Below are 22,441 nucleotides of genomic sequence, written 5' to 3'. Positions count from 1 at the left end.
ATCGCTGACGATGCCCTTCTTCGTTCAACTCGCGCATCATTTTCTTCCCGAGACGATTCTCGCCGTCGGCGTGATGGCGCTCATCCTCATCGGCGCCTTCCGCGGCGAGCGCGGTTTTGGCCTTGTCGACGAAATGGCCGTCGGCATTCTGGGCCTCGCCCTGGTCGCGATCGCTCTGTCGAGCACGCCCGACACGAGCATCTTCGACGGCGCCTATATCGACGACGGGTTTTCGCGCTTCATGAAAGCGCTGACGCTCATCGGCGCGATCGTGTCGATTCTGCTGTCCGTCGACTGGCTACAACGCAACGGGCTCGAGAAATTCGAGTATCCGGTGCTCATCATTCTTTCGACGCTCGGCATGTTGCTGCTGATTTCGGCCGATAATCTCATCGCGCTCTATCTCGGCCTCGAACTGATGTCGCTGGCGCTCTATGTCATGGCCGCCTTTGCGCGCGACGACGGGCGATCGTCGGAAGCCGGCTTAAAATATTTCGTCCTCGGCGCGCTCTCTTCCGGCATGATGCTTTACGGCGCGTCGCTGCTCTACGGCTTCGCCGGAACGGTGTCTTTCGCCGGGATCGCGGCGGCCGTCTCGACCTCCCCGCCGATCGGGGTGATCTTCGGGCTGGTCTTCGTCCTGGCGGCGCTGGCCTTCAAAATGTCGGCGGCGCCGTTCCATATGTGGACGCCCGACGTCTATCAGGGCGCGCCGACGCCGGTCACCGCCTTCTTCGCTTCGGCCGCCAAAATGGCGGCGGTGGCGATCACCGTGCGCATTGTCATCACCGCCTTCCCGGGCGTGAAGGACCAGTGGCGCCAGATCATCATCTTCATCGCCATCGCTTCGATGCTGCTGGGCTCATTCGCGGCCATCGGGCAGGAGAACATCAAGCGGCTGATGGCCTATTCCTCGATCGGCCATATGGGTTTTGCGCTGATCGGACTCGCCGCCGGCGACGAGGCGGGCGTGCGCGGCGTCGCGATCTACCTCACGATCTATCTGATCATGACGCTCGGGACCTTCGCCGCCATTCTCGCGATGCGGGTCGAAGGCAGATATGTCGAGAATGTCTCCGACCTCGCCGGCCTGTCGCGCACCAATGGCTGGATGGCCTTCTTCCTGGCGATGCTGATGTTCTCGCTTGCCGGCGTTCCGCCGCTCGCGGGCTTTTTCGCCAAATATTACGTGCTCCTCGCCGCGGTCGACGCTGGCCTCTTTGGCCTCGCGGTCATCGGCGTCCTGGCGAGCGCGGTCGCGGCCTATTACTATCTGCGGGTCGTCAAGGTCATGTATTTCGACGAGCCGGCGCCGGCCTTCGACCGCGCGCCGATGGCGCTGCGCGCGGTGCTTGCCGCGTCCACGCTGGCGCTGCTTGGCTTTTGGGTCTATCCCTCCCCGGTCATGGATGCGGCGGCGGCGGCGGCGAAGTCGCTTTTCTAGGGAGGTAATTCGCGCGTGGAGTTGGGATCATTGGCGCGCGCCCGCGGCGTGCGCCTCCTCGCGCTGGAGAGCGTCGATTCGACCAATGACGAAGCCCGACGTTTGATCGAGGCGGGCGAGCGGGGACCTTTATGGGTGGTCGCCGCGCGGCAGACGCGCGGCCATGGCCGTCTCGGACGCGACTGGATTTCGCCGCCGGGCAATCTCCATGCGAGCCTTGTTCTTGGCGATTTCGGCGAAGCCGCCGTGGCGCCGCAGCTTGGCTTCGTGGCGGGCGTCGCGGCCATCCGCGGCCTGCGCGCCGCGACGGGGAACGCTGGCCGCTTCGCGCTAAAATGGCCCAATGATCTTCTGCTCGAGGGCGCTAAGCTCGGCGGGATTTTGCTTGAGAATGTCGGCGTGCCGACAGGCGATGCGCGCGCGCCGCGCGCCTTCGTCGCGATCATCGGCCTTGGCGTCAACTGCGCCGAGGCGCCGCGCGATCTGCCCTTCGAAGCGCGCGCGCTGGCGTCAATCGGGCCGAACGCGCCGGACGCCGCGACGCTCTTTACGCATCTGTCGGACGCGCTCGTCGAAACGCTTGATCTTTGGCGCGGCGGCGAGGGCTTCGCCTATATTCGAGACGCTTGGCTCAAGGACGCCGCCTATCTCGGCGCCCATATCCGCGTTGAGCTGCCGCGCGAGACCGTCGAGGGGCGCTTCGCGAGCATCGACGCGATCGGCCGGCTGGTTTTGGCGACGCGTGACGGCGAGCGCGTCATCGAGGCGGGCGACGTGTCGCTCGGCCCGCGCCAGACCACGGCGGGGGGCGTCGCATGACGACGCCGGAAACAGACCTCGTCTTCGTGCCGCTCGGCGGCTTGGGCGAAATCGGCATGAACATGGCGCTCTACGGCTATGGGCCGCCGAAAGCGCGCAAATGGCTGATGGTCGACTGCGGCCTCGGCTTTCCCGGGCCGGAGGCGCCCGGCGTCGACCTCGTCTTCGCCGACATCGCCTTCGTCGAGAAGATCGCGCGCGATCTCGTCGGCATTTGCATCACCCATGCGCATGAGGATCATATCGGCGGGCTCGCGACCTTATGGCCGCGGCTCAAATGCAGGGTGTTCGCCACGCCCTTTGCGGCGGGCCTCCTGGAAGTGCGGCGGTTGAACGAACCAGGCGCGCCGAAGATCGACATCTCGCTGACGCATGCCGGCGCAAAGCTCGATCTCGATCCGTTCCAAGTCGAATATGTCGCCGTGGCGCATTCGATTCCGGAAGCGAATGCGCTCGCGATCCGAACGCCGCTCGGGCTGCTGGTCCACACCGGCGACTGGAAGATCGATCCGCAGCCCGGCGTCGGGACGCGCATCGACGAGGCGCGGCTCCGCGCGCTCGGCGACGAGGGCGTCACGGCGCTGATCTGCGACTCGACCAACATCCTGCGCGAGGGCGACAGTTTTTCGGAAGCCGACGTCGCGCGCACGTTGCGCACGCTGATCGCCGAAGCCCCGGGCCGGGTGCTGGTCACCACCTTCGCGTCCAATATCGCGCGGCTGCGCGGCATCGGCGAGGCGGCGCAGGCCTGCGGGCGCACCGTCGTCGTCGCCGGGAGGGCGATGGATCGCGCCATCCAGGTTGCGCGAGACTGCGGCTATCTCGACGGGCTGCCCGGATTTCACGCGCCCGAATTGCTGCCGACCTTGCCGCGCGACAAGACCGTCGTCATTGCGACCGGAAGCCAGGGCGAAACCCGCGCCGCCATGGCCCGGGCGGCGGTGAACGAACATCCGGCGATCAAGCTTGTCGCGGGCGATCGGGTGATCTTTTCGTCGCGCGTCATTCCCGGAAATGCACGCGAGGTCCTTCGCGTCATCAACGCGCTCTGCGACATCGGCGTCGAGGTCATCACCGACCACGACCACCTCGTGCATTGTTCAGGCCATCCGCGGCGCGGCGAAGTCACGCAAATGTACGAATGGATCCGGCCGCAGATCGCCATCCCGGCGCATGGCGAGGCGCATCATCTCACGGCGCATGCGGCCTTCGCCAAGTCGCATGGCGTGTCGCAAGTCGTCTCGGCGCGCAACGGCGACATCGTGCGACTGGCGCCCGGTGCGCCGGGCATTATCGGCAAGGCCCCGCACGGCCGTCTGATGAAGGATGGCGACGTCGTCCTGACCGAAGACGACGGGGCCGTGCGCGACCGCTTGCGCCTCTCTGTCACCGGCGTCATCTCCATCGCGCTCGCCGTCGACCGCAAGGGCGAGCTTGTCGGCGATCCGGACGTCGTCTTCGCCGGCGTGCCGAAACGCGGCAAATTCGGCGAAGAGATGGGCGAAGTCATTGACGAGGCGCTGTTCGCGGCTTTCGAGGGATTGTCGCGGCCGCGGCGCCGCGACGCCGACGCCGTTTCGAAGGCGATCGAGCGCGCGGTGCGCGGCGCGGTGTCGTCCGTCTGGGGCAAGAAGCCCACCGTGCATGTGATGGTCGTGGCCACCTGAGCAGCGGCGCGCTCAGGTGGATCGCCTTTTAGAAGGCGTAAAACTTTTGGGTCTTGCCGTCCGTCGTCGTGATGGTGAATCCGCTGACGTAGAAACACTCAAGCGCGCCCGGCAGCTTGAACTTGTCGCCCTTCTTCATGGCCTTTCCGTAGACCTTCGAGGAGGTCGGCGCGGCGCATTCGCCGCCGTCGATCGCCACGGCTTTAACCGCGACCTTGTCCTTCTTGACCTTGCATTCGACCTCGCCGTCGAACTTTTTACTGCAGTCGAAGGCCTCCTCCGCGTGAGCAAATGCGGGCGTAAAAATCAGCGCTAAGAGAGGCAGGAACTTTTTCATTATTTACTCCATTATCGCTGAGCAGGCGCAGGCGCGTCAGGCAGCGGCTGCACGAAATTGTCGCCCCGGTTGGGCCCAGCCAGCAGGTCGGGAGTTTTCCCAATCACATAAGTATAAAAACCATGTGACAGCGTTCTCGGTTTCGCGTTCGCAAAGCCGTCACCCTTCTTTTGGGTCGCGGCGGCGGCGCCGGGCGGATACGCTGCACGTGGAGCGAATCGCGCATGGACGATCGGCCTGCCTATTATGAATTCTTCGCCGGCGGCGGCATGGCCCGCGCCGGGCTTGGCGACGGCTGGCGCTGCCTGTTCGCCAATGACTTCGATCGCAAAAAGGCGGAGAGCTACCGCGCCAATTGGGGCGGCGAGGCGCTGCACGTCGGCGACGTGCGCGCGTTATCCACAGCACAGTTGCCCGGCCGCGCCGATCTCGTCTGGGCGTCCTTCCCCTGTCAGGACCTGTCGCTCGCCGGCGCCGGCGCTGGACTGGCTGGCGAGCGATCGGGGACCTTCTGGCCGTTCTGGGATTTGATGAAGGCGCTGCGCCAAGAGGGGCGCGCCCCGTCGCTCATCGTGCTCGAAAATGTCTGCGGCGCGCTGACCTCGCATGGCGGCAAGGATTTTGAAAAGATCTGCGAGGCGCTGGCGAAGGAGCGTTACAGATTTGGCGCGCTGGTCATCGACGCGGCGCTGTTCGTTCCGCAATCGCGTCCGCGGCTGTTCATCATCGCCGCGCGAGAGGATGTCGCGGTTCCCTCGTCGCTCGCCATCCGTCATTGCGAGGCGCGCAGCGACGAAGCAATCCATAAATCGCCTCACGGCCCTGGATTGCTTCGCGTCACTCGCAATGACGCGCCGTTTCACACCCGCGCGCTTGTCGCCGCGCATGAGCGCCTGCCGAAGCGGCTACGCGACAACTGGCTCTGGTGGAATTTGCCGGCGCCGCCGCTGCGCAATAAGTCGCTGATCGACGCGATCGAAGACGCTCCGACGGATGTGGCGTGGCATAGCGTAAGCGAGACAAATGCGCTCATCGCCATGATGAGCGACGTCAATCTGGCGAAGATCGCCGAGGCGAAACGCGCCGGGCGCAAAATGGTTGGAACGCTCTATCGCCGCACGCGCTATCAGAATGGCGCAAAGGTCCAGCGCGCCGAGGCGCGTTTCGACGAGATTGCCGGTTGCCTGCGCACGCCGGCCGGCGGCTCGAGCCGGCAATATGTGCTGGTCGTCGACAAGGGCAGGGTGCGCGCGCGGCTGATGTCGGCGCGCGAGACCGCGCGGCTGATGGGCCTGCCGGAGGATTATTTGCTCCCCCCGACCTATAGCGACGCCTATCATTTGACTGGCGACGGCGTCGTCGTTCCAGTCGTGCGGCATATCGGGCAGTTGTTAGAGCAGTTGCTGAAGACGCGCATCGAGCGGGAGGCGGCTTGAGCCCCCTCCCTAACCCTCCCCTGCTTCGCGGGAGAGGGAATCGTCGCGATCAGCGCTGCCGCGCCAGCCGCAACCTTTATGACGAGCGGTCTCTGCTCCCTCTCCCGCAAGCGAAGCGCCACGGGGGAGGGCTGGGGAGGGGGTCTTACGCGTGAGCGTGAAAGAAAGTCCCGAACAGCGCTCCGCCATCATGCGCGCGGTGAAGGGGCGCGACACCGCTCCTGAAATCGCCGTTCGGACGATGTTGAGGCGTTTCGCGCCGTTCTATCGGCTGCATCGCAAGGACGTTCCCGGCACTCCCGACATCGCCTACATCGGCCGCAAGCGCGCGATCTTCGTCCATGGTTGTTTCTGGCACGGGCATGAGTGCCCGCGCGGCGCGCGCAGCCCCAAGGCTAACGCCGACTATTGGCGCGCCAAGATCGCGCGAAACGTCGCGCGCGACGCGGCGCATCAGACGGCGCTCGCGGCGCAGGGCTGGCGCGCCCTCACGATCTGGGAATGCGAGCTGAAGGACGCCGCGGCGACGGAGAAGAAGCTGCGCGAATTCTTGGGGTAGGGGCGCATACCTCCCCCTTGCGGGGAGGTCGCGCCGCAAAGCGGCGCGGGTGGGGGCTTTTCACCTCACCCGGTCGCCTCCGGCGACACCCTCTCCCGATGGGAGAGGGACACGCCCTCAATCCTTGGCGCGCTCGACATAGGCGCCGTCCTCGGTCTGGATCACGACGCGCGTGCCCGGCTGAATATGCGGCGGGACCATCACGCGCGCGCCATTGGCGAGCTTCGCCGGCTTATAGGACGAGGATGCGGTCTGGCCCTTCATCGCCGGCTCTGTCTCCATGATCTCCAGCGTCACGCGCGGCGGCAACTGAATGCCAACGGCCACGCCGTTGAACATCGACAGGATGCAGACCATGCCCTCCTGCAGCCATTGCGCCTGATCGCCGATCACGTCGGTGGGCACGATGATCTGCTCATAGCTCGCCTGATTCATGAAATGATAGCCGTCGCCGTCATTGTAGAGATAGCTGAAATCCTGATCCTCGACGAAGGCGCGCTCGACCTGTTCGGTCGTCTTGTAGCGGTCCGACGTTTTGACGCCGTCCGAGAGGCGGCGCATGTCGATCTGCGTCGTCGGCGTGCCCTTGCCGGGGAAAAAACTTTCGGCGGTCAGGACGACGTAAAGCTGCCCGTCATCTCTCTCGATGATATTGCCCTTGCGAATCGAACTGGCGATGACTTTCACGTCGATATCCCTTATTGCCGGCTTGGTTTATGAACGGCGGTCAGACCATATTTCGGGCGCGCCGGCAATCCGGGGCCCCGCCTCGCGGGAGGCCTTATGACGCGCGCGTCGCCTTGGTGGGCTCGGGATGTTTATGCCGACCGCAAGCCTTTTCTCAAGGCGCGCGCGGCGATCGCCGCCGCCACCCGACGCTTCTTCGCCGCGGAAGGCTTCGCCGAGGTCGAAACGGCGGCGCTTCAGCTATCGGGCGGCAATGAAACGCATCTTTCGGCCTTCGCGACGGAGCTGATCGGTTCGGGTGGCGAGCGGAGCCGGCTCTATCTCCACACCTCGCCGGAGTTTTCCTGCAAAAAGCTGCTCGCGGCGGGCGAGGAGCGGATTTTCACGCTGGCGCGGGTCTTCCGCAATCGCGAGCGCTCGGCCCTGCACCATCCGGAATTCACCATGCTGGAGTGGTATCGCGCCGAGGCGCCGACGCTGCGGCTGATGGAGGACTGCGCCGGACTGCTGGCGAGCGCGGCGCGGGCGGCGGGCGCGACGGACTTCGCCTGGATGGGACGGGTTTGCGATCCCTTCGAGGAACCGCAGATCATCAGCGTCTGCGAGGCCTTTGCGACCCACGCCAGCATTGATCTGGAATCGCTGCTCGACGACCGCGACGGGCTGGCGCGCGCCGCCGCCCGCGACGGCATAAGAGTTGTCGAAGACGACGGCTGGTCGGATCTCTTTAGCAAGATCATGTCCGAAAAGATCGAGCCCATGCTCGGTCGCGAGCGGCCGACCATTCTGACGGATTATCCGTTGAGCGAGGCGGCGCTCGCCCGCGCCAACACGGATGATCCGCGCTTCGCCGATCGCTTCGAACTCTATGTCTGCGGCGTCGAGCTCGCCAATGGCTTCGCCGAACTGACCGACGCGGCGGAGCAGCGCCGGCGCTTCGAGGCGCAGATGCAGGAGAAGCGCCGCATCTATGACGAGACCTATCCAATCGACGAGGATTTTCTCGCCGCTCTGGCTGAGATGCCGCCGGCCTGCGGCGTCGCGCTCGGCTTCGACCGGCTGGTGATGCTCGCGGCGGGGGCGGCGCGCATCGAACAGGTGCTGTGGACGCCAGTGGCCGAGTCCGGCACGGCGCACTAGTTTCTCATTCGAATAAACGACGCAACGCTGGCGCGTACATCCTACGCTGGCTAGGACGTCCATATTGGCGCCATTTGACGGCGAACGCGGGCGGTACGCGCTTGCACGCCGCGCATGATTTTAATGGAGGGCGCGATGGGCCTTAAATTATTGCTGAAAACTGTTGTGGCCCTCGCCATGACGATTGCGACAGCCGCCTCGGCTCAGCAGAACCAAGCGCCCGCAGCGCCGCCGGCCGCGCCCGTCTCCACCTTCGACGACAAGCTCGTGAAAATTGGCGAGCAGGCGCCCGGTTTCGGGGGGATGTATTTCGACGAGAAGGGCGCGCTGCAGGTCTATATGAAAAACGCGCCGGAACTGCGCAGCGCGGACGCAATGAAAGCCGCGCGGTCGCGGGTCACGTCGGCCATCGCCAGCGTGCTCGGCGCAGATTTCCTGGCGCAAAACGCCGCCGCCAAAGGCCGCGCTCAAGAACCGAATATCATCAAGGGCGACTACGACGTCGTCGAACTCGCCAAGTGGAAGAAAAGCTTCAGCCCGGCGCTCGACGGCCAGGAGATCGTCTTCGTCGATCTCGACGAACGCCGCAATCGCGTGACCGTCGGCGTCGTCGGCGATCCATCGCGCCAGAGGTTCGAAGCCCTGGCGAAATCGCTCGGCGTTCCCTTCGAAGCGCTGATCATCGAAGAGACTCAGCCGATCCGTTTCCACGCCTCGTTGCGCGATAAACGTCGGCCGGTGCCCGCAGGCGTTCAGATCGAAATCGACACCGGCGTTTTCGCCTTTAAGCTCTGCACGCTCGGATTCAATGTCGTGCGCAACGGCCGCGACGGCTTCGTGACGAATTCTCACTGCACCAAGAATCGCGGCGTCAGCAATGACGACGATTTCCATCAGCCGAATGATCCGCTGCTTTCCGGCAATAAGATCGGCGATGAGGATAGCGATCCGCGATACTTCACCGGCGGCGTGTGCCCATCGGGCAAGAAATGCCGCTTCAGCGACAGCGCCTACGCCGATTATCGGATCGACCGCGGGCGTTTCGAAATCGCGCGAACGACGAACAATACCGGCTCGCTGACGATCAACGGCTCTCCGAGCACATTTCTGATCGTCAGCGAGACGCCGGACTCCGTGGTGGGCATGAGGCTCAACAAAATCGGCCGCACGACGGGCTGGGCCTTTGGCGATGTGCGCGCGACCTGCATCGACGTCAATGTCGCGGACACTGACGTCAGGCTGCTGTGCCAGAGCCGCGTCGGGCGAGTGACCGGAACGAACAAGCTGACGGACAATGGCGACAGCGGCTCGCCCGTCTTCTCCATCCTGCCGACCGGCAGTCAGGCGAGCCTGCACGGAATCTTGTGGGGCGGGCCCGACGACGGCAGCTCCTTCGTCTTTAGCCCGATGAGCCTGATCGAGCAGGAACTCGGAGAGCTCACCACCTTCACCGCGCCACGGCCTCCGCCGCCCCCGCCGCCGGAGCCGACGCCGCGGGAGCAGTGCCTGCGGGAATGCAACGCCGAGCGCGACGCCTGTCTGGCCGATGGCGGCCTGGGCTCGCAATGCATCCCCGCCTGGCGCCGCTGCCGGGAGCAGTGCCCGGCGCGGTAGCCCGCGGGTTCGGGCAGGGTCTGGCCCTGGCGGGATCGCCCAGGCCGGCTCCGCTTCCAAATTCCACCGCCTTGGGGTATGAGACGCTGCATCGCAACAACAGCCAGCGTCTCCAGTTCCCGGCCGCTCTCGGGCGGCCGCAGAGGCGGCTGTTTTACCTGGCCGGCCTTTAAACATGCAGCTGCGCAACATCGCCATCATCGCCCACGTCGACCATGGCAAGACCACGCTCGTCGACCGCCTGCTCCAGCAGTCGGGCGCCTTTCGCGAAAACCAGCGCGTCGTCGAGCGCGTGATGGATTCCAACGATCTCGAAAAAGAGCGCGGCATCACCATCATGGCGAAGGCCACCTCCATCACCTGGAAGGATGTGCGCATCAACATCGTCGACACGCCCGGCCACGCCGATTTCGGCGGCGAGGTTGAGCGCATCCTGTCGATGGTCGACGGCGCCATCGTGCTCGTCGACGCCGCCGAAGGCCCGATGCCGCAGACCAAATTCGTCGTCGGCAAGGCGCTCAAGATCGGCCTGAAGCCGATCGTCTGCGTCAACAAGGTCGACAAGCCCGACGCCCGCGTCTCGGAAGTCGTCAACGAGGTGTTCGATCTCTTCGCCGCGCTCGACGCCACCGACGAGCAACTCGACTTCCCGATCATCTACGGCTCCGCCAAGCAGGGCTGGATGGCCGAGGAGCCGACCGGCCCGCAGGACGGCATGGCGCCGCTGTTCGATCTCGTCGTCAAGCATGTGCCGGCGCCCACCGTCGAGGACGGCGGTTTCCGCATGCTCGGCACGCTGCTCGAGGCCAACCCCTATCTCGGCCGCATCATCACCGGCCGCGTCTTCGCCGGCAGCGTGAAGCCCAATCAGGCGGTGAAGGTGCTCGACCGCACCGGCAAGATCGTCGAGCAGGGGCGCGTGTCGAAAATTCTCGCCTTCCGCGGCATCGAGCGCCAGCCGATCGAGGAGGCGGAAGCCGGCGACATCGTCGCCATCGCCGGTCTCGAAAAATTCAACGTCGCCGACACGCTCTGCGCGCTGGAAGTCAACGAGCCGCTGCAGGCGCAGCCGATCGATCCGCCGACGCTCTCCATGACCTTCCTCGTCAATGACAGCCCGCTCGCGGGCACGGAAGGCGACAAGGTGACGAGCCGCATGATCCGCGCGCGCCTCTTCAAGGAGGCCGAAGGCAATGTCGCGCTGCGCGTCGAGGACGCGCCGGCGGGCGACGCCTATATCGTCTCGGGCCGCGGCGAATTGCAGCTCGGCATTCTGATCGAGACCATGCGCCGCGAGGGCTTCGAGTTGGGCGTCTCGCGCCCCAAGGTCGTTTTCAAGAAGGATGAGAGCGGCGATATTCTGGAGCCGATCGAAGAGGTCGTTATCGACGTCGACGAGGAGCATAGCGGCGTCGTCGTTCAGAAGATGAACGAGCGCAAGGCCGAGATGATCGAGATGCGCCCGTCGGGCGGCAATCGTCTGCGTCTCGTCTTCCACGCGCCGACGCGCGGGCTGATCGGCTATCAGGGCGAACTTCTCACCGACACGCGCGGCACGGCGATCATGAACCGCCTGTTCCATGAATATGCGCCCTACAAGGGCGAGATTCAGGGACGCCGCAACGGCGTGCTGATCAGCAATGACTCCGGCGAAGCCGTCGCCTACGCGATGTGGAAGCTGGAAGATCGCGGCCCGATGATGATCGAGCCGGGCTGGAAGGTCTATAAGGGGATGATCGTCGGCGAGCATACGCGCGACAATGATCTCGAGATCAATGTCTTGAAGGGCAAGCAGCTCACCAACATCCGCACCCAGTCGAAGGACGAAGCGGTGCGCCTGACGCCGCCGATCCAGATGACGCTGGAAAAGGCGCTGGCCTATATCGAGGACGACGAGCGCGTGGAAGTGACGCCGAAGTCGATCCGCTTGCGCAAGGTGTTTCTCGATCCGAATGATCGCAAGAAGGCGAAGGGCAAGGCCGCGCTGGTGGAGTGAGGGCGTCGCTGAAGAAAGTGCAACGCTACGAAGACGACGCTGCAATGATCGACTGGGGCCCGGTAATTCTGCAATGCATGGAGTTGCTTTTTACGCTTGGCTACATTCTTGGCTGGCCGGTGATCTGGCTTCTTAGTTTCGGTCGTTACCGCCCGCTGGGCGTCTCGGAAGATGAGTCGAAGCTCAAGCCGCTCGGCAGGTGCAGGTTCGAAGACGAAGACGGCGCCATCGTTCTTAGCAGGGAGTTGACCGCCGTGATCGGCGCCACGATCATCTTGAGCGCCGCGCTTTTAGCGGGCGTTCTCGCCCAGCCATGAGCGCAACTAGACGCGAGCCATCGAAAGCTTCAGCCTTTTTCTACTGCAGCCCCACTGCATCGACCACCCCGCTTGGGCAGCCGGGGTCTGTCGTCGGCGCGGCGGCGATGAGGTCGGCGAGTTTGCTGTCGGGTTTGACGTCTCCCACCAATCCGATGGTCATCTCGACAATGAGATTGCGGCCGCCGTCTCTCTTGCAGGCGACGCGCACCCGATCGGCGGCGCCGTCGCCGAAGGTTTCGTTGAACGCCGCCTTGAGTTGATCGCGCGTGATTTCCTCGCCGATATGCGCCGCGAAAAGCCCCTGAACCTTGGAGCTGTTCAGCTGCGACATCAGCGCCAGCATCCGTGAAAAATAGATTTCCGCCGCGCTTCCCGGAAAGCACGTGCCATGTTTGATCCACTCGTGCCGTTCGAGCAGCGACATCGTTCCCGGCATGACTTCCGACAGCGCATGCCGTGTCGCGTCGGAGAGTTCGGGCTCGGGCAGGCCGTTCCACCGGTTGTCCTTATCGGCGGCGACGATGTGGCGATCGACGTTGCAATATTGTTTTTTGGGCCAGAGCCCATGCAGCGCGAAATGCGTCGCGTCGAACCGGTCGGGTCTTTGCGTTTCGCATTCCGTCTTGTCGGGCTTGCCTTCGCAAAACGCCGGCTGCCAGCTCACGGCGAGGATGTAATCCGGCTTTTGCGCCGCGGCGCCGCCGTCAGGCTCTTGCCCGCCCGAGGCTTCTTCGCCGCCGCTCTCCGGCTTGCCGCCGCCCTCAGCGAGCCTCGCCTCGCCGCATCCGACCGCGACCCACCGGCGCCCCGGCTGAGCGTCGGGGACATCGATGAGATAATGAGTCGCGTTCGGCTTGTTCTTGGCGAAAATGGAATAATGCCCATTCTGCTCGACGCTGATATTGCCGGGATTGGCGCCGGTTCTGATCGATTGAAGCGCGGGACAGGACTGACGGGCGACGAAAGTTCCCGATGCAGGCGTATCCGCCGTCGCGCCTGAGGCGACGAGCGACAATGACGAACAAAGCAGGATTCGAACAGCGCGTGCGCGCATGACAAAAACTCCACAAAATCAGCAACGCGCGGAAGGGTAATCTGGGCGGCGTGTGCGAGCAAGCATCGCCTGATTGCGCGAACGCCTCCCGAAGTTGCGCCGAACATCGCTGTACCATATTTTGGTATCCCAAAATTGGGAGCCGCCCCGCCATGGCTAAGAACACGTCCATCGTCATCGGCGATCGTCTCGCCGCCTTCGTTGAAAGCCAAGTCGCCGAAGGTCGCTATGGCTCGGCCAGCGATGTGGTCCGAGCAGGGCTGCGCTTGCTCGAAGAGCAGGAGGTCAGGCTCGGCGCGCTGCGCGTCGCCTTGATCGAAGGCGAAGAGAGCGGCGCAGCGACGCCCTTCGACATGGAGGCGTTTATTGCGCGCAAGCGCGCTGAAGTTAAGGGATGAGACGTTACGCGTTAACGCCGCGCGCGCAGGCTGACCTTGAGGACATCTGGACTTACACGGTCGCCCGTTGGGGCGCCGATCAAGCGGAAAAATATCTTCGCCAAGTCGCGGTCGCGATGGCGTATGTCGCCGCCGATCCCGAGCGCGGCCGCGCCTGCGACGATGTTCGCGCCGGCTACTGGAAGCACGCTGTCGGCGCTCATGTGCTCTTTTACCGGAAAGCGCCAAAAGGCGTCGAAATTGTCCGCAGCCTGCATCAGCGGATGGATTTCCAGCGTCACCTTTAAGAGCCGCGGGCGGTTCCGCTATTCGCTGTGGCGCGAAGCGCCTCCCGCAGCCCCGCCAAATCCTCCGGCAATTCGCTTTCAAACATCATCTCCTCTTTCGTCACCGGATGCTCAAACCCCAGCGTCGCGGCGTGCAGCGCCTGGCGGCCCAAACGCTCGACGGTCTCGCGGGCGGCGGGCGTCAGTTTCGCGACCTTGGTTTTAAAACCCGCGCCATAGGTTTGATCGCCGATCAGCGGATGGCCGATATGCGCCATATGCACGCGGATCTGATGCGTGCGGCCGGTCTCCAGCTGGCAGCGCAGCAGCGACGCGACGCCGTAATCTTCGACCTTCTCCCAATGCGTGATCGCTTCGCGGCCGCGCGCTTCCGGCACCACCGCCATTTTCTCGCGCTGCGTCGAATGGCGGCCGAGCGGCGCGTCGACCGTTCCATGCGCGCGGTCGGGAACGCCCCAAACGAAGGCGAAATATTCGCGCGTCAGCGACAGTTTGCGGCCGTGGTCGGCGAAGAGGCGCGAGAGGCCATGATGCGCGGCGTCGGTCTTGGCGACGACCAAGAGGCCGCTCGTATTCTTGTCGATGCGATGCACGATGCCGGGCTTCTTCACCCCGCCGACGCCGGAAAGGCTGTCGCCGCAATGGGCGATCAGCGCATTGACCAGCGTGCCGCTCTCATGCGCGCTCGCCGGATGCACGACGAGGCCGGCCGGCTTGTCGATGACGAGGAGATGTTCGTCCTCATAGACGATGGTGAGCGCGATATCTTCGCCCTGCGGCTCGGCCGGAGTCGCCGGCGGCACGTCGAGCGTGACGTGATCTCCGGCGCCGAGCTTCTTGGCCGGATCGCGCGCCGTCTCGCCGGCAAGGGTCGCGCGGCTGTCCTCGATCAGCCCCTTGATGCGGCTGCGCGACAGATGCGCGGCGACGATCTCCGGCTGTTCGGCGAGAAAGCGGTCGAGCCGGGCGCCGGCGTGCTGCGGCGCAACGAGAAATTCGAAGCGCTCGGCGGATGCGTCAATTTGAGGCAGAGCCTTGACTGTCATTTCAGCTTTTTTTCCGCGCGCCGACGCGCACATGATATGAGAGCCACCGAAACGCGGGCGTGGCGCGAGCGGAGGCGTGAACCTTCGCCATTATGCGCATCGAAAAACGCCGCCCAAGGGAGGCTCTTCCATTAGCGACGCCGAGGCTCCGTTCTGCGCCGTCATCGGCGCGGGCCCCGCCGGCCTTTTCGCCGCCGACGCGCTCGCGCGCGCCGGGGCGCGCGTCGTTATCTATGAGCACAAAGCGAGCCCCGCGCGCAAATTCCTGATGGCGGGGCGGGGCGGGCTCAACATCACCCATAGCGAAGGCCTCGAGCGTTTCATCTCGCGCTATGGCGCGGGGGCCGCGAGGATCGCGCCGTTCATCCGCGCCTGGCCGCCGCAGGCGCTGCGCGACTTCTGCGCCGAGCTTGGCGAGACGACCTTCGTCGGCTCCAGCGGCCGGGTTTTTCCGGCAAGTTTCAAGGCCTCGCCGCTGCTGCGCGCCTGGCTGCGGCGGCTGACGCGGCTTGGCGTCACGATCGTGACCCGCCACGACTTCGCGGGTTTCGCCGAATCGGGGGCGCTGCGCCTCGTCGGCCCGGATGGCGAATTCACCCGCAAGGTCGACGCCCTGGTGCTCGCGCTCGGCGGCGCCTCCTGGCCGCGGCTCGGCTCCGACGGCGCCTGGGCGGCGCGGCTGGGCGCGCAAGGCGTGCGCGTCACGCCGCTCGTCGCCGCCAACAGCGGCGCGCTGATCGAGTGGAGCGCGATCTTTCGCGACGATTTCGAAGGCCAGCCGATCAAGACGGCGTTGCTGCGCCATGGCGCGTCTACGGCGCGCGGCGATGTCGTCGTCACGCGCGCCGGACTCGAAGGCGGGCCGGTTTACGCGCTCTCCTCGCAGCTGCGCGACGTCACGCAAAAACACGGCCCGACGACGCTGTCGATCGATCTGCGGCCCGACACCAGTCTCGATTGCCTGACCCGCAAGCTGTCGCGGCGTCCGCAGAAACAGTCGCATGCAAATTTTCTGCGCAAGGCCGGGTTCTCGAAAGTCGAGATCGGGCTCCTGCGCGAGGGGCGCGGGGAGGGCCTGCCGCGCGACGCGGAAACGCTTGCCGGGCTCATCAAGAATGCGCCGCTCACCGTCACAGGCGTCGGCGGTCTCGAGCGCGCCATCTCAACCGCCGGCGGCGTCTCCTTCGACGAATTCGACGACAATCTGATGCTCAAGAAGCTGCCGGGCGTTTTCGTCGCGGGCGAGATGCTCGACTATGACGCGCCGACGGGCGGTTATCTGCTGCAGGCGGCCTTTTCCACCGGACTGGCGGCGGGACGCGGGGCCGCCCGCTATCTCGGCCTTTCGCCAGATCAATCGGTCGCGCCGTCCGAGCCCGGTCAGACGGGCTTGTCGCCCCGCCAGTCGCCAAACGGGCGCGCCCCGGAAGCATCGAACAAATACAGCCTGTAGACCTCCGCTGCGCCGCCCTCCATGCCGGGCGATCCCGCCGGCATGCCCGGCGCGGCGAGGCCGACGGCGTCCGGCCGCTCCTTCAAGAGCCGCGCGACCGCCTGCGGGGGAACATGGCCTTCGACGATGTAGCCGTCGATCTCGGCCGTGTGGCAGGAGGACAGCGGCTCAGGCACGCCGAGGCGCTTCTTCACCGACGGCATATCGGCTTCGACGATCTCCTCGACGATGAAGCCGGCCTCGCGCATGCGCGCGCTCCACGCGCCGCAGCACCCGCATGTCGGGCTTTTATGCATTACGACCTTCGTCGCGTCTTCGGCGCGCGCCCATCCGGGGATAAGCGCCGCGACGGCGGCAAGCCGCAGCGTCTCGCGTCGGGTGAAGAGGTTATTGGCCATGAGCGTCGATCCTTGTCTCGCGCGCTCCATGCGCGCCCGCTCCGAATTCGGATGCATCGTCGGAATGGCATTCGCGCGAAGTCGCTTGCGGTAGTATGTCGTTGTCGCCGGCAAAAGCGGCAAGACGTCGCCCGAACGAACCCAGCGCTTACCATCGGAAGGGGTGCATGAGCCAATCCGCCACGAGCCCGCACATCGCCGACGACCTGCTCAGCGAATTCTCGCTTCTTGGCGGCCCCCTTCACAGGCTCGGACGGCGGCTTGGCCTCGTCCGTCCGGGGCCGAATACGCTCCCCCTCGGGATCGCCCTCGGGCTGGTCCCCTGGATCGTCCTCGTCGCCTTGGCGGCGCTTGAAGGCGATCGCGGGAAGTTCTTTACGCTCTCGGTCATCGGCGGGCACATTCGGTTGCTGGCGGTCATTCCGCTGCTGTTTTTTTGCGAAACCACGTTTGATCGGCAAGCGCGGGAGTTTCTCTCGACCTTGTTGCGTTCCGGCGTGGCGTCGAAAGCGGCTTTTCCCGCCTTGCAGGCTGAAGTTCGCAGCCTCGCCCGCTGGAGCAATTCCTGGATTCCGGATGCGACCTCGCTCGCGGCGACAGTGCTGATGTTTCTTTTCGCGGCGCAGCTTCATCTGTCTGGAAAGACCGCGTCGCCCGAATCGGGCCGCGCCTTGGCCCTCATGCCGCTTGCCGGTTTGTGGTACTGGATGGTCTGTCTGCCGCTGTTTCGCTTTCTGGCGTTTCGTTGGGTTTGGCGACTCGCGCTCTGGTGGCGTTTCCTTTGGCGCTTGGCCCGAATGGAGCTTCACTTGACGCCGACGCATCCCGACGGCGTTGGGGGCCTCGGATATCTCGAAGTCGTCCAAAACCATTTGGCGCCTCTGGCGTTCGCCATCTCACTGCTCGTCGCCGCCGGTTTCGCCGAGGAAATGTCGGCGGGCGCGTCTTTTGACCCGATCTATCTGGCGACGGCCATCATTGTGATCCTCGACATCGTGCTGTTTCTCGGTCCGCCCTGTTTCTTCGCCTTCAAGCTGATGGAATGCAGAGAAAGGGGACTGCGCGACTACACGGTGCTTGCGGCGCGATACGTCGAGGATTTCGAGCGCAAATGGTTTGGCGAAGCGTCTCCTGACCGAGAGCCTTTGCTGGGGACGCCGGACTTGCAATCGCTTGCCGATCTCGGCAATAGCGTCGGCGTTGTGCGAAATATGCGCCTGGCGCCTGTCAGCATTCGCCTGCTGGCGATCATTCTCGCCGCGGCGCTGCTGCCGATGCCGCCACTCTTCTTGTTCAAATATCCTGTCGCCGAGATGGCTCAAAAGCTCTTCATGAAACTGACGGGACTCTGACGAACATTAAGGCGTTCCGTTGGGCGCGCCGCATTCCCCTCGGGAGGCAAGACGCATATGCTGCGCGCCATGCTGCCGTCGCCCTTCTGGTCCGAGCTCTCGATGCGCGATATGCGCGCGCATGACATGTCGCGCGTCATCGCCGTTCTGCCGATCGCGGCGGTGGAGCAGCACGGGCCGCATCTGCCGCTCGGCGTCGACGCTATGATCATGGAAGGATGCATTGATCTAGTCGCGGCGCGCCTGCCCGAAGATCTCGAAGCGGTCTTTCTGCCGATCCAGAGCGTCGGCGTCTCGACCGAGCATCGCGACTTCCCGGGCACGCTGACGCTGACGAATGAGACCGCCTCGCGCGTCCTCGCCGAGATCGCCGAGGGCGTCCTGCGCACCGGCGTGAAAAAGCTGGCGCTCCTCAATTCGCATGGCGGCAATTCCGCGCTCATTTCGCAGGCGGCGCTGGATCTGCGCGCCCGTTTCGGCGCGCTGGCGGTCATCGTCTCCTGGGCGCGTTTCGGCTATCCCGATGGACTGTTCTCTGCGGCGGAGCTGCGCCACGGAATTCATGGCGGCGAAATCGAAACGTCGCTCATGCTCGCCTTCAGGCCGGACCTCGTCGACATGGCGCGCGCCAAAAACTTCCCGCCGGCGACGCTCGACTTCGAGCGCGATTTCGCCTGGCTACGCGCCGACCGCCCCGCGGGGTTCGGCTGGATGGCGCAGGATCTCTCGCCTGCGGGCGCCATGGGCGACGCGTCGAAAGCCAGCGCCGAGAAAGGCGAAGCGGTGGCGGATTATTGGGCGACGGCCTTCATCGAATTGTTGCGCGACGTCGAGGCGTTCGATCTGACGCGGCTCAAGAGCATGGACGACTGAGCGTCACGCCGCCGGCGCTGTCCACGGATAGGTCCAGGTCTCGGTGAGCGTGCGCCCATGCGCGCGTAAAAACAGCCGAAGATCGGCGGTCTGGCCCGGCTGCACCGAAACGTCGAAGAGCGCCCGCAGTCCGCCGATATGCACGTTGGCGGCGACGCTGGCGCGCAACACGCGCCCGGCGTTCGTCGTCGCCACCGCTTCGACCTGACCCGGATCGGCCACGTAATAGGCGAGGTCGCCGCCGGCGAAATCGACGATGAAACGATGTGCGGCGGGATCGAGGGGCTCGGCCGAGCCAAGCGCCCGCGCCGGCGCCTCGAAGGTGTTGACGACCATGCCGTTGGGCGCGAGCTGCGGCATGTCGAGTCCGGCGGTGATACGATAGGCGTAAACGAAGGGCGCGCCGGGCTCAGGCGACTTCGCCGGCGTCCAGCTCGCAACGATATTGTCGTTGGTTTCGTCACGCGTCGGCAGTTCGAGCAGTTCGACGCGGCCTTCGCCCCAGTCGCCGACAGGTTCGACGAAATAGCTCGGGCGGTTTTCATAGGCGAGATCAAGATCCTGATAGGATTCGAACGTTCTGTCGCGCTGCAGCAGCCCAAAGCCGCGATTGTTGTTGTCGAGAAAGGACGAGATCCGCGTTCGCGGAGGATTGGTGAGCGGGCGCCATAACCATTCGCCGGCGCCGGTGCGGATCAAGAGCCCGTCGGAATCGTGCAATTCGGTGCGAAAGCCGTCGCGCACGTCCCGGTCGTTTTCGCCGGTCAGATACATCGACGTGAGCGGCGCGAGGCCGAGCTTCATCCCCGCGCGCCGCGGGAAAAGCGTCGCCTGGATTTCGAGCGCGCTCTCCTGTCCAGCGAAGAGATCGAATCTGAAGGCTCCTGTCGCAGCCTCGCCGTCGAGCAGCGCATAGAGCGTCGCGTGATTGCTGCCTTTCTCCGGCGTTTCGATCCAGAATTCACGGAAGAACGGAAAGCTCTCGTGCTCGGAGCCGGTCTCGACGCAAAGCGCTCGCGCGGAAAGCCCATATTTCTGATCGCGGCCGAGAAAGCGGAAATAGCTCGCGCCGAGGAAGGAGATCACCTCATCGTGCACATGAGGCTCGTTGACCGGGAAATGCAGGCGAAAGCCGGCGAAGCCGGTGTTGACGGGGGGAGCCTTTTCGACCTTGAGGCGGCCATAGTCGAAGAGCGCCGGCGAATAGGGGATCGGCGTCGCGATGCCGTCGCGGATCATATTCACCGTCATCGGGCGACGATAGAGAAAGCCGAGATGGAACGTCTCTAGCCGGAAGCCGCCGTCCGCGCCCGCAAAAATATCATGTTCGCGCTTGAAGCGAATCCCTCGCCATGTGTCGAAATCCAAAGCGTCGAAGGGATCCGGCAGACGCGGCGGAACCGCAGTGTCGAACGGCGCCAGCGCCAGGTCGTGCGCCCGCTGCACGACGTTCTCAAAGCCGAACCGCGGCTTGGGAACGTCTGAGGCCGCCAGCGCCGGGACTTTGAGCGCAAATTGCGCGCCTGTTGCAGAGAGCGCCCCGGCGAATTGGCGCCGTGTTATTCGCGTCATTCCCGCGTCCGAACCAAGGTCTTTCCTTCACGATTTGACTGCTGCTCTAGCCCCATCGTCTCGCTTGCGCAAGAAGCCGGCGGCTCGACGCGGGCTCGCGCGACCAAGATGCATCACCCGCTGAAAAAATAATCGCATGGGGCAAAAACCGCTTGTCACAGCGGCAAAAGCGCGTATCTAAGTCCTTGCCCAAATCGCACGTGCCTGTGGTCGTGTGTCGGTAGGCGGGGATCCGGACAAGAGGCCGGTCAACCGCCAGCGTAAAACCGGCAGCCGGAGGCGAACCGGCGAACTCCGTCTCTGCGGAGGATCGCGACTTAAAGCAACGACGGACCGGGCTTTTTCGTCTCTGTCGACCCTCCAAAGGTCGGCGTACCGAAGAGGCTTGTCTTTCTTGCCGGGCGTGCGGATCGGGATTCTCCCTTTCCAATCGATGGCTGTACCCGCGGAAGCGTGCGCGCTCAGGCGTGCATCATTTCGCATCGGTCCAGTCAACGGCGCATCAACCAGCCGTGTGAGCGCTTGCGCTCGCGCGGCCTTGGACAGCTAAACCCAACGTTCGTCGCGTCTCCATCGCGCGCGGGCGAACGGAGCGGCGTGTCCGTTGACGCTCAACGATCTGGGCGCGGTTCGCCGCGCAAGGGGGCCACAATGACCGACCGTATTCTCGATTTCCTCGCCGAGCGCCGACGCAACGGGCGCGACAACGGACCTTGCCTCGTCGTCGATCTCGACGTCGTGCGTGAAAACTATGTCGGCTTCGCCAGGGCGTTGCCGGATACGCGCGTCTTCTATGCGGTGAAAGCCAATCCGGCCCCGGAAGTGCTCTCGCTCCTCGCGTCGCTCGGCTCGTGCTTCGACACGGCGTCCGTCGTCGAAATCGAGCAGGTCCTCGCCGCGGGCGCGTCGGCCGACCGCATCAGCTTCGGCAATACGATCAAGAAGGAGCGTGACGTCGCGCGCGCCTATGCGCTTGGCGTGCGGCTCTTCGCGGTCGACTGCGAGGCGGAAGTCGAGAAGATCGCGCGCGTCGCGCCCGGCTCCAAGGTGTTCTGCCGCATTCTCTGCGACGGCTCGGGCGCCGAATGGCCCTTGTCGCGCAAATTCGGCTGCGCGCCCGAGATGGCGACCGGCGTTCTGGAGCATGCGCACCGGCTGGGCCTCAACGCCTATGGCGTTTCCTTCCATGTCGGCTCGCAGCAGACGAATCCGCGCATGTGGGACGCGGCGCTGAAGTCCGCGTCGGCGATCTTCCGCGAACTCGCGGAGCGCGGAATCAATCTGCAGATGGTCAATCTCGGCGGCGGCTTCCCGACGAAATATCTCAAGAACGTGCCGGCGGTGAAGCAATATGGCAATGCGATCTTCCGCGCGCTGTCGAAGCATTTCGGCAACCGCATTCCGGAGACGATCATCGAGCCGGGCCGCGGCATGGTCGGCAACGCCGGACTGATCGAGGCGGAAGTCGTGCTGATCTCGAAGAAGTCGGAGGAGGACAGCGAGATTCGCTGGGTCTATCTCGACATCGGCAAGTTCAACGGCCTCGCCGAGACGACCGACGAGATGATCCGCTATCCGATCCGCACGCCGGCGGACGGGGCGCCGACGAGTCCCTGCGTCGTCGCGGGTCCGAGCTGCGACAGCGTCGACGTGCTCTACGAGAAGCAGCCCTATCAGCTGCCGATCTCGCTCGAGATCGGCGCGAAAGTGCTGATCGAAGGAACCGGGGCCTATACGACGACCTATTCGGCCGTGGGCTTCAACGGTTTCCCGCCGCTCGAGACGCATGTGATCTGAGCCGGCGCTCACCCTCTCCCGCTGCAAACCGGGTGTTCCCGGTTTGCACAGATAGCGCTGAAGTCGGCTATAGCCGACTTCAGTTCGGGAGAGGGTGTCACGCGGAACGCGTGACGGGTGAGGGCCCTCATCCGACCCTCGCTGAAGCGAGGGCCACCTTCTCCCGCAAGCGGGAGAAGGATTCGCCTCACA

21 protein-coding genes are annotated in these 22,441 nt (G+C 64.7%); 15 read left to right on the top strand and 6 right to left on the bottom strand.

What is annotated here, in order from left to right; translation table 11 throughout:
* Nucleotides 1-10 precede the first annotated feature (10 nt).
* Genes nuoN through IYY11_RS11230 form a run of 3 tightly spaced genes read left to right on the top strand, consistent with a single transcriptional unit; the run spans nucleotide 11 to nucleotide 3,930 of the window.
* A complete protein-coding gene (gene nuoN / locus IYY11_RS11240) occupies nucleotides 11-1,444 on the top strand; it encodes an NADH-quinone oxidoreductase subunit NuoN (RefSeq protein ID WP_196403940.1) in 1,434 nt (477 codons plus the stop codon).
* Nucleotides 1,445-1,474: 30 nt separating this feature from the next.
* Nucleotides 1,475-2,263 (top strand): biotin--[acetyl-CoA-carboxylase] ligase, encoded by a 789-nt coding sequence (locus tag IYY11_RS11235; RefSeq protein WP_210331314.1) that lies wholly within the window; start codon nucleotides 1,475-1,477, stop codon nucleotides 2,261-2,263.
* Nucleotides 2,260-3,930: a ribonuclease J gene (locus IYY11_RS11230; protein WP_196403938.1), complete on the top strand. Its 1,671-nt coding sequence runs from the start codon at nucleotides 2,260-2,262 to the stop codon at nucleotides 3,928-3,930. Before IYY11_RS11235 ends, IYY11_RS11230 begins: the two co-directional genes overlap by 4 nt.
* 28 nt (nucleotides 3,931-3,958) lie before the next feature.
* Here IYY11_RS11230 and IYY11_RS11225 read toward each other — a convergent pair whose 3' ends face one another.
* On the bottom strand, nucleotides 3,959-4,267 hold the full coding sequence (locus tag IYY11_RS11225) for a hypothetical protein (RefSeq protein ID WP_196403937.1): 309 nt from the start codon (nucleotides 4,265-4,267) through the stop codon (nucleotides 3,959-3,961).
* A gap of 224 nt (nucleotides 4,268-4,491) precedes the next feature.
* Between IYY11_RS11225 and IYY11_RS11220 the strand changes: the two genes are divergently transcribed.
* A complete protein-coding gene (locus tag IYY11_RS11220) occupies nucleotides 4,492-5,703 on the top strand; it encodes a DNA cytosine methyltransferase (RefSeq protein WP_196403936.1) in 1,212 nt (403 codons plus the stop codon).
* Between the two features lie 151 nt (nucleotides 5,704-5,854).
* On the top strand, nucleotides 5,855-6,262 hold the full coding sequence (locus tag IYY11_RS11215) for a very short patch repair endonuclease (RefSeq protein ID WP_196403935.1): 408 nt from the start codon (nucleotides 5,855-5,857) through the stop codon (nucleotides 6,260-6,262).
* Nucleotides 6,263-6,379: 117 nt separating this feature from the next.
* Here the strand turns inward: IYY11_RS11215 and efp are convergent, their stop codons facing one another.
* A complete protein-coding gene (gene efp, locus IYY11_RS11210; RefSeq protein ID WP_018407021.1) occupies nucleotides 6,380-6,949 on the bottom strand; it encodes an elongation factor P in 570 nt (189 codons plus the stop codon).
* 96 nt (nucleotides 6,950-7,045) lie between these two features.
* Between efp and epmA the strand changes: the two genes are divergently transcribed.
* The 4 genes from epmA to IYY11_RS11190 all read left to right on the top strand — a co-directional run bounded on the left by epmA (nucleotide 7,046) and on the right by IYY11_RS11190 (nucleotide 12,016).
* On the top strand, nucleotides 7,046-8,089 hold the full coding sequence (gene epmA / locus IYY11_RS11205; protein WP_196403934.1) for an EF-P lysine aminoacylase EpmA: 1,044 nt from the start codon (nucleotides 7,046-7,048) through the stop codon (nucleotides 8,087-8,089).
* A 135-nt stretch (nucleotides 8,090-8,224) separates the two neighbouring features.
* Nucleotides 8,225-9,703 carry a hypothetical protein gene (locus IYY11_RS11200; protein WP_196403933.1) on the top strand — a complete coding sequence of 493 codons (1,479 nt, stop codon included), beginning with the start codon at nucleotides 8,225-8,227 and terminating at the stop codon, nucleotides 9,701-9,703.
* A gap of 175 nt (nucleotides 9,704-9,878) precedes the next feature.
* Entirely contained in the window at nucleotides 9,879-11,699 is a 1,821-nt protein-coding gene (gene typA, locus IYY11_RS11195; RefSeq protein WP_196403932.1) for a translational GTPase TypA, read from the top strand.
* A gap of 17 nt (nucleotides 11,700-11,716) precedes the next feature.
* Nucleotides 11,717-12,016 carry a hypothetical protein gene (locus tag IYY11_RS11190; RefSeq protein WP_196403931.1) on the top strand — a complete coding sequence of 100 codons (300 nt, stop codon included), beginning with the start codon at nucleotides 11,717-11,719 and terminating at the stop codon, nucleotides 12,014-12,016.
* Nucleotides 12,017-12,056: 40 nt separating this feature from the next.
* Here IYY11_RS11190 and IYY11_RS11185 read toward each other — a convergent pair whose 3' ends face one another.
* Nucleotides 12,057-13,073 carry a ribonuclease T2 family protein gene (locus tag IYY11_RS11185; protein ID WP_196403930.1) on the bottom strand — a complete coding sequence of 339 codons (1,017 nt, stop codon included), beginning with the start codon at nucleotides 13,071-13,073 and terminating at the stop codon, nucleotides 12,057-12,059.
* A gap of 152 nt (nucleotides 13,074-13,225) precedes the next feature.
* Here IYY11_RS11185 and IYY11_RS11180 point away from each other — a divergent pair, with 152 nt between their 5' ends.
* Nucleotides 13,226-13,471, top strand: a complete 246-nt coding sequence (locus tag IYY11_RS11180; protein ID WP_196403929.1) for a type II toxin-antitoxin system ParD family antitoxin — start codon at nucleotides 13,226-13,228, stop codon at nucleotides 13,469-13,471.
* The gene (locus IYY11_RS11175; protein WP_196403928.1) at nucleotides 13,468-13,758 is read left to right on the top strand and encodes a type II toxin-antitoxin system RelE/ParE family toxin; all 291 of its coding nucleotides are present in this window, start codon (nucleotides 13,468-13,470) and stop codon (nucleotides 13,756-13,758) included. Before IYY11_RS11180 ends, IYY11_RS11175 begins: the two co-directional genes overlap by 4 nt.
* Here IYY11_RS11175 and IYY11_RS11170 read toward each other — a convergent pair.
* Nucleotides 13,755-14,804 carry an RluA family pseudouridine synthase gene (locus IYY11_RS11170; protein WP_196403927.1) on the bottom strand — a complete coding sequence of 350 codons (1,050 nt, stop codon included), beginning with the start codon at nucleotides 14,802-14,804 and terminating at the stop codon, nucleotides 13,755-13,757. The two genes, IYY11_RS11175 and IYY11_RS11170, sit on opposite strands and share 4 nt — an antisense overlap.
* Nucleotides 14,805-14,880: 76 nt before the next feature.
* On the opposite strand from IYY11_RS11170, the gene IYY11_RS11165 reads away from it, so the two are divergent.
* On the top strand, nucleotides 14,881-16,257 hold the full coding sequence (locus IYY11_RS11165) for a TIGR03862 family flavoprotein (protein WP_312029720.1): 1,377 nt from the start codon (nucleotides 14,881-14,883) through the stop codon (nucleotides 16,255-16,257).
* Here IYY11_RS11165 and IYY11_RS11160 read toward each other — a convergent pair.
* Nucleotides 16,185-16,655, bottom strand: coding sequence for a DUF411 domain-containing protein (locus tag IYY11_RS11160; RefSeq protein ID WP_246719871.1), 471 nt, complete (start codon nucleotides 16,653-16,655; stop codon nucleotides 16,185-16,187). The genes IYY11_RS11165 and IYY11_RS11160 overlap by 73 nt on opposite strands.
* Before the next feature lie 167 nt (nucleotides 16,656-16,822).
* Between IYY11_RS11160 and IYY11_RS11155 the strand changes: the two genes are divergently transcribed.
* Both IYY11_RS11155 and IYY11_RS11150 read left to right on the top strand, forming a co-directional pair.
* On the top strand, nucleotides 16,823-18,007 hold the full coding sequence (locus IYY11_RS11155) for a hypothetical protein (RefSeq protein WP_196403925.1): 1,185 nt from the start codon (nucleotides 16,823-16,825) through the stop codon (nucleotides 18,005-18,007).
* A 57-nt stretch (nucleotides 18,008-18,064) separates the two neighbouring features.
* Nucleotides 18,065-18,880 carry a creatininase family protein gene (locus IYY11_RS11150; RefSeq protein WP_196403924.1) on the top strand — a complete coding sequence of 272 codons (816 nt, stop codon included), beginning with the start codon at nucleotides 18,065-18,067 and terminating at the stop codon, nucleotides 18,878-18,880.
* 3 nt (nucleotides 18,881-18,883) lie between these two features.
* On the opposite strand, the gene IYY11_RS11145 is transcribed toward IYY11_RS11150, so the two are convergent.
* The gene (locus IYY11_RS11145) at nucleotides 18,884-20,452 is read right to left on the bottom strand and encodes a glucan biosynthesis protein (protein WP_196403923.1); all 1,569 of its coding nucleotides are present in this window, start codon (nucleotides 20,450-20,452) and stop codon (nucleotides 18,884-18,886) included.
* A gap of 651 nt (nucleotides 20,453-21,103) precedes the next feature.
* Between IYY11_RS11145 and IYY11_RS11140 the strand changes: the two genes are divergently transcribed.
* The gene (locus tag IYY11_RS11140; RefSeq protein WP_196403922.1) at nucleotides 21,104-22,249 is read left to right on the top strand and encodes a type III PLP-dependent enzyme; all 1,146 of its coding nucleotides are present in this window, start codon (nucleotides 21,104-21,106) and stop codon (nucleotides 22,247-22,249) included.
* Nucleotides 22,250-22,441 lie beyond the last annotated feature (192 nt).

Source organism: Methylocystis sp. H62 (assembly GCF_015709515.1).
Taxonomy (GTDB): domain Bacteria; phylum Pseudomonadota; class Alphaproteobacteria; order Rhizobiales; family Beijerinckiaceae; genus Methylocystis.
The sequence above is the reverse complement of the archived record's forward strand: the minus strand, read 5'-3'. Positions and strand labels throughout refer to the sequence as shown.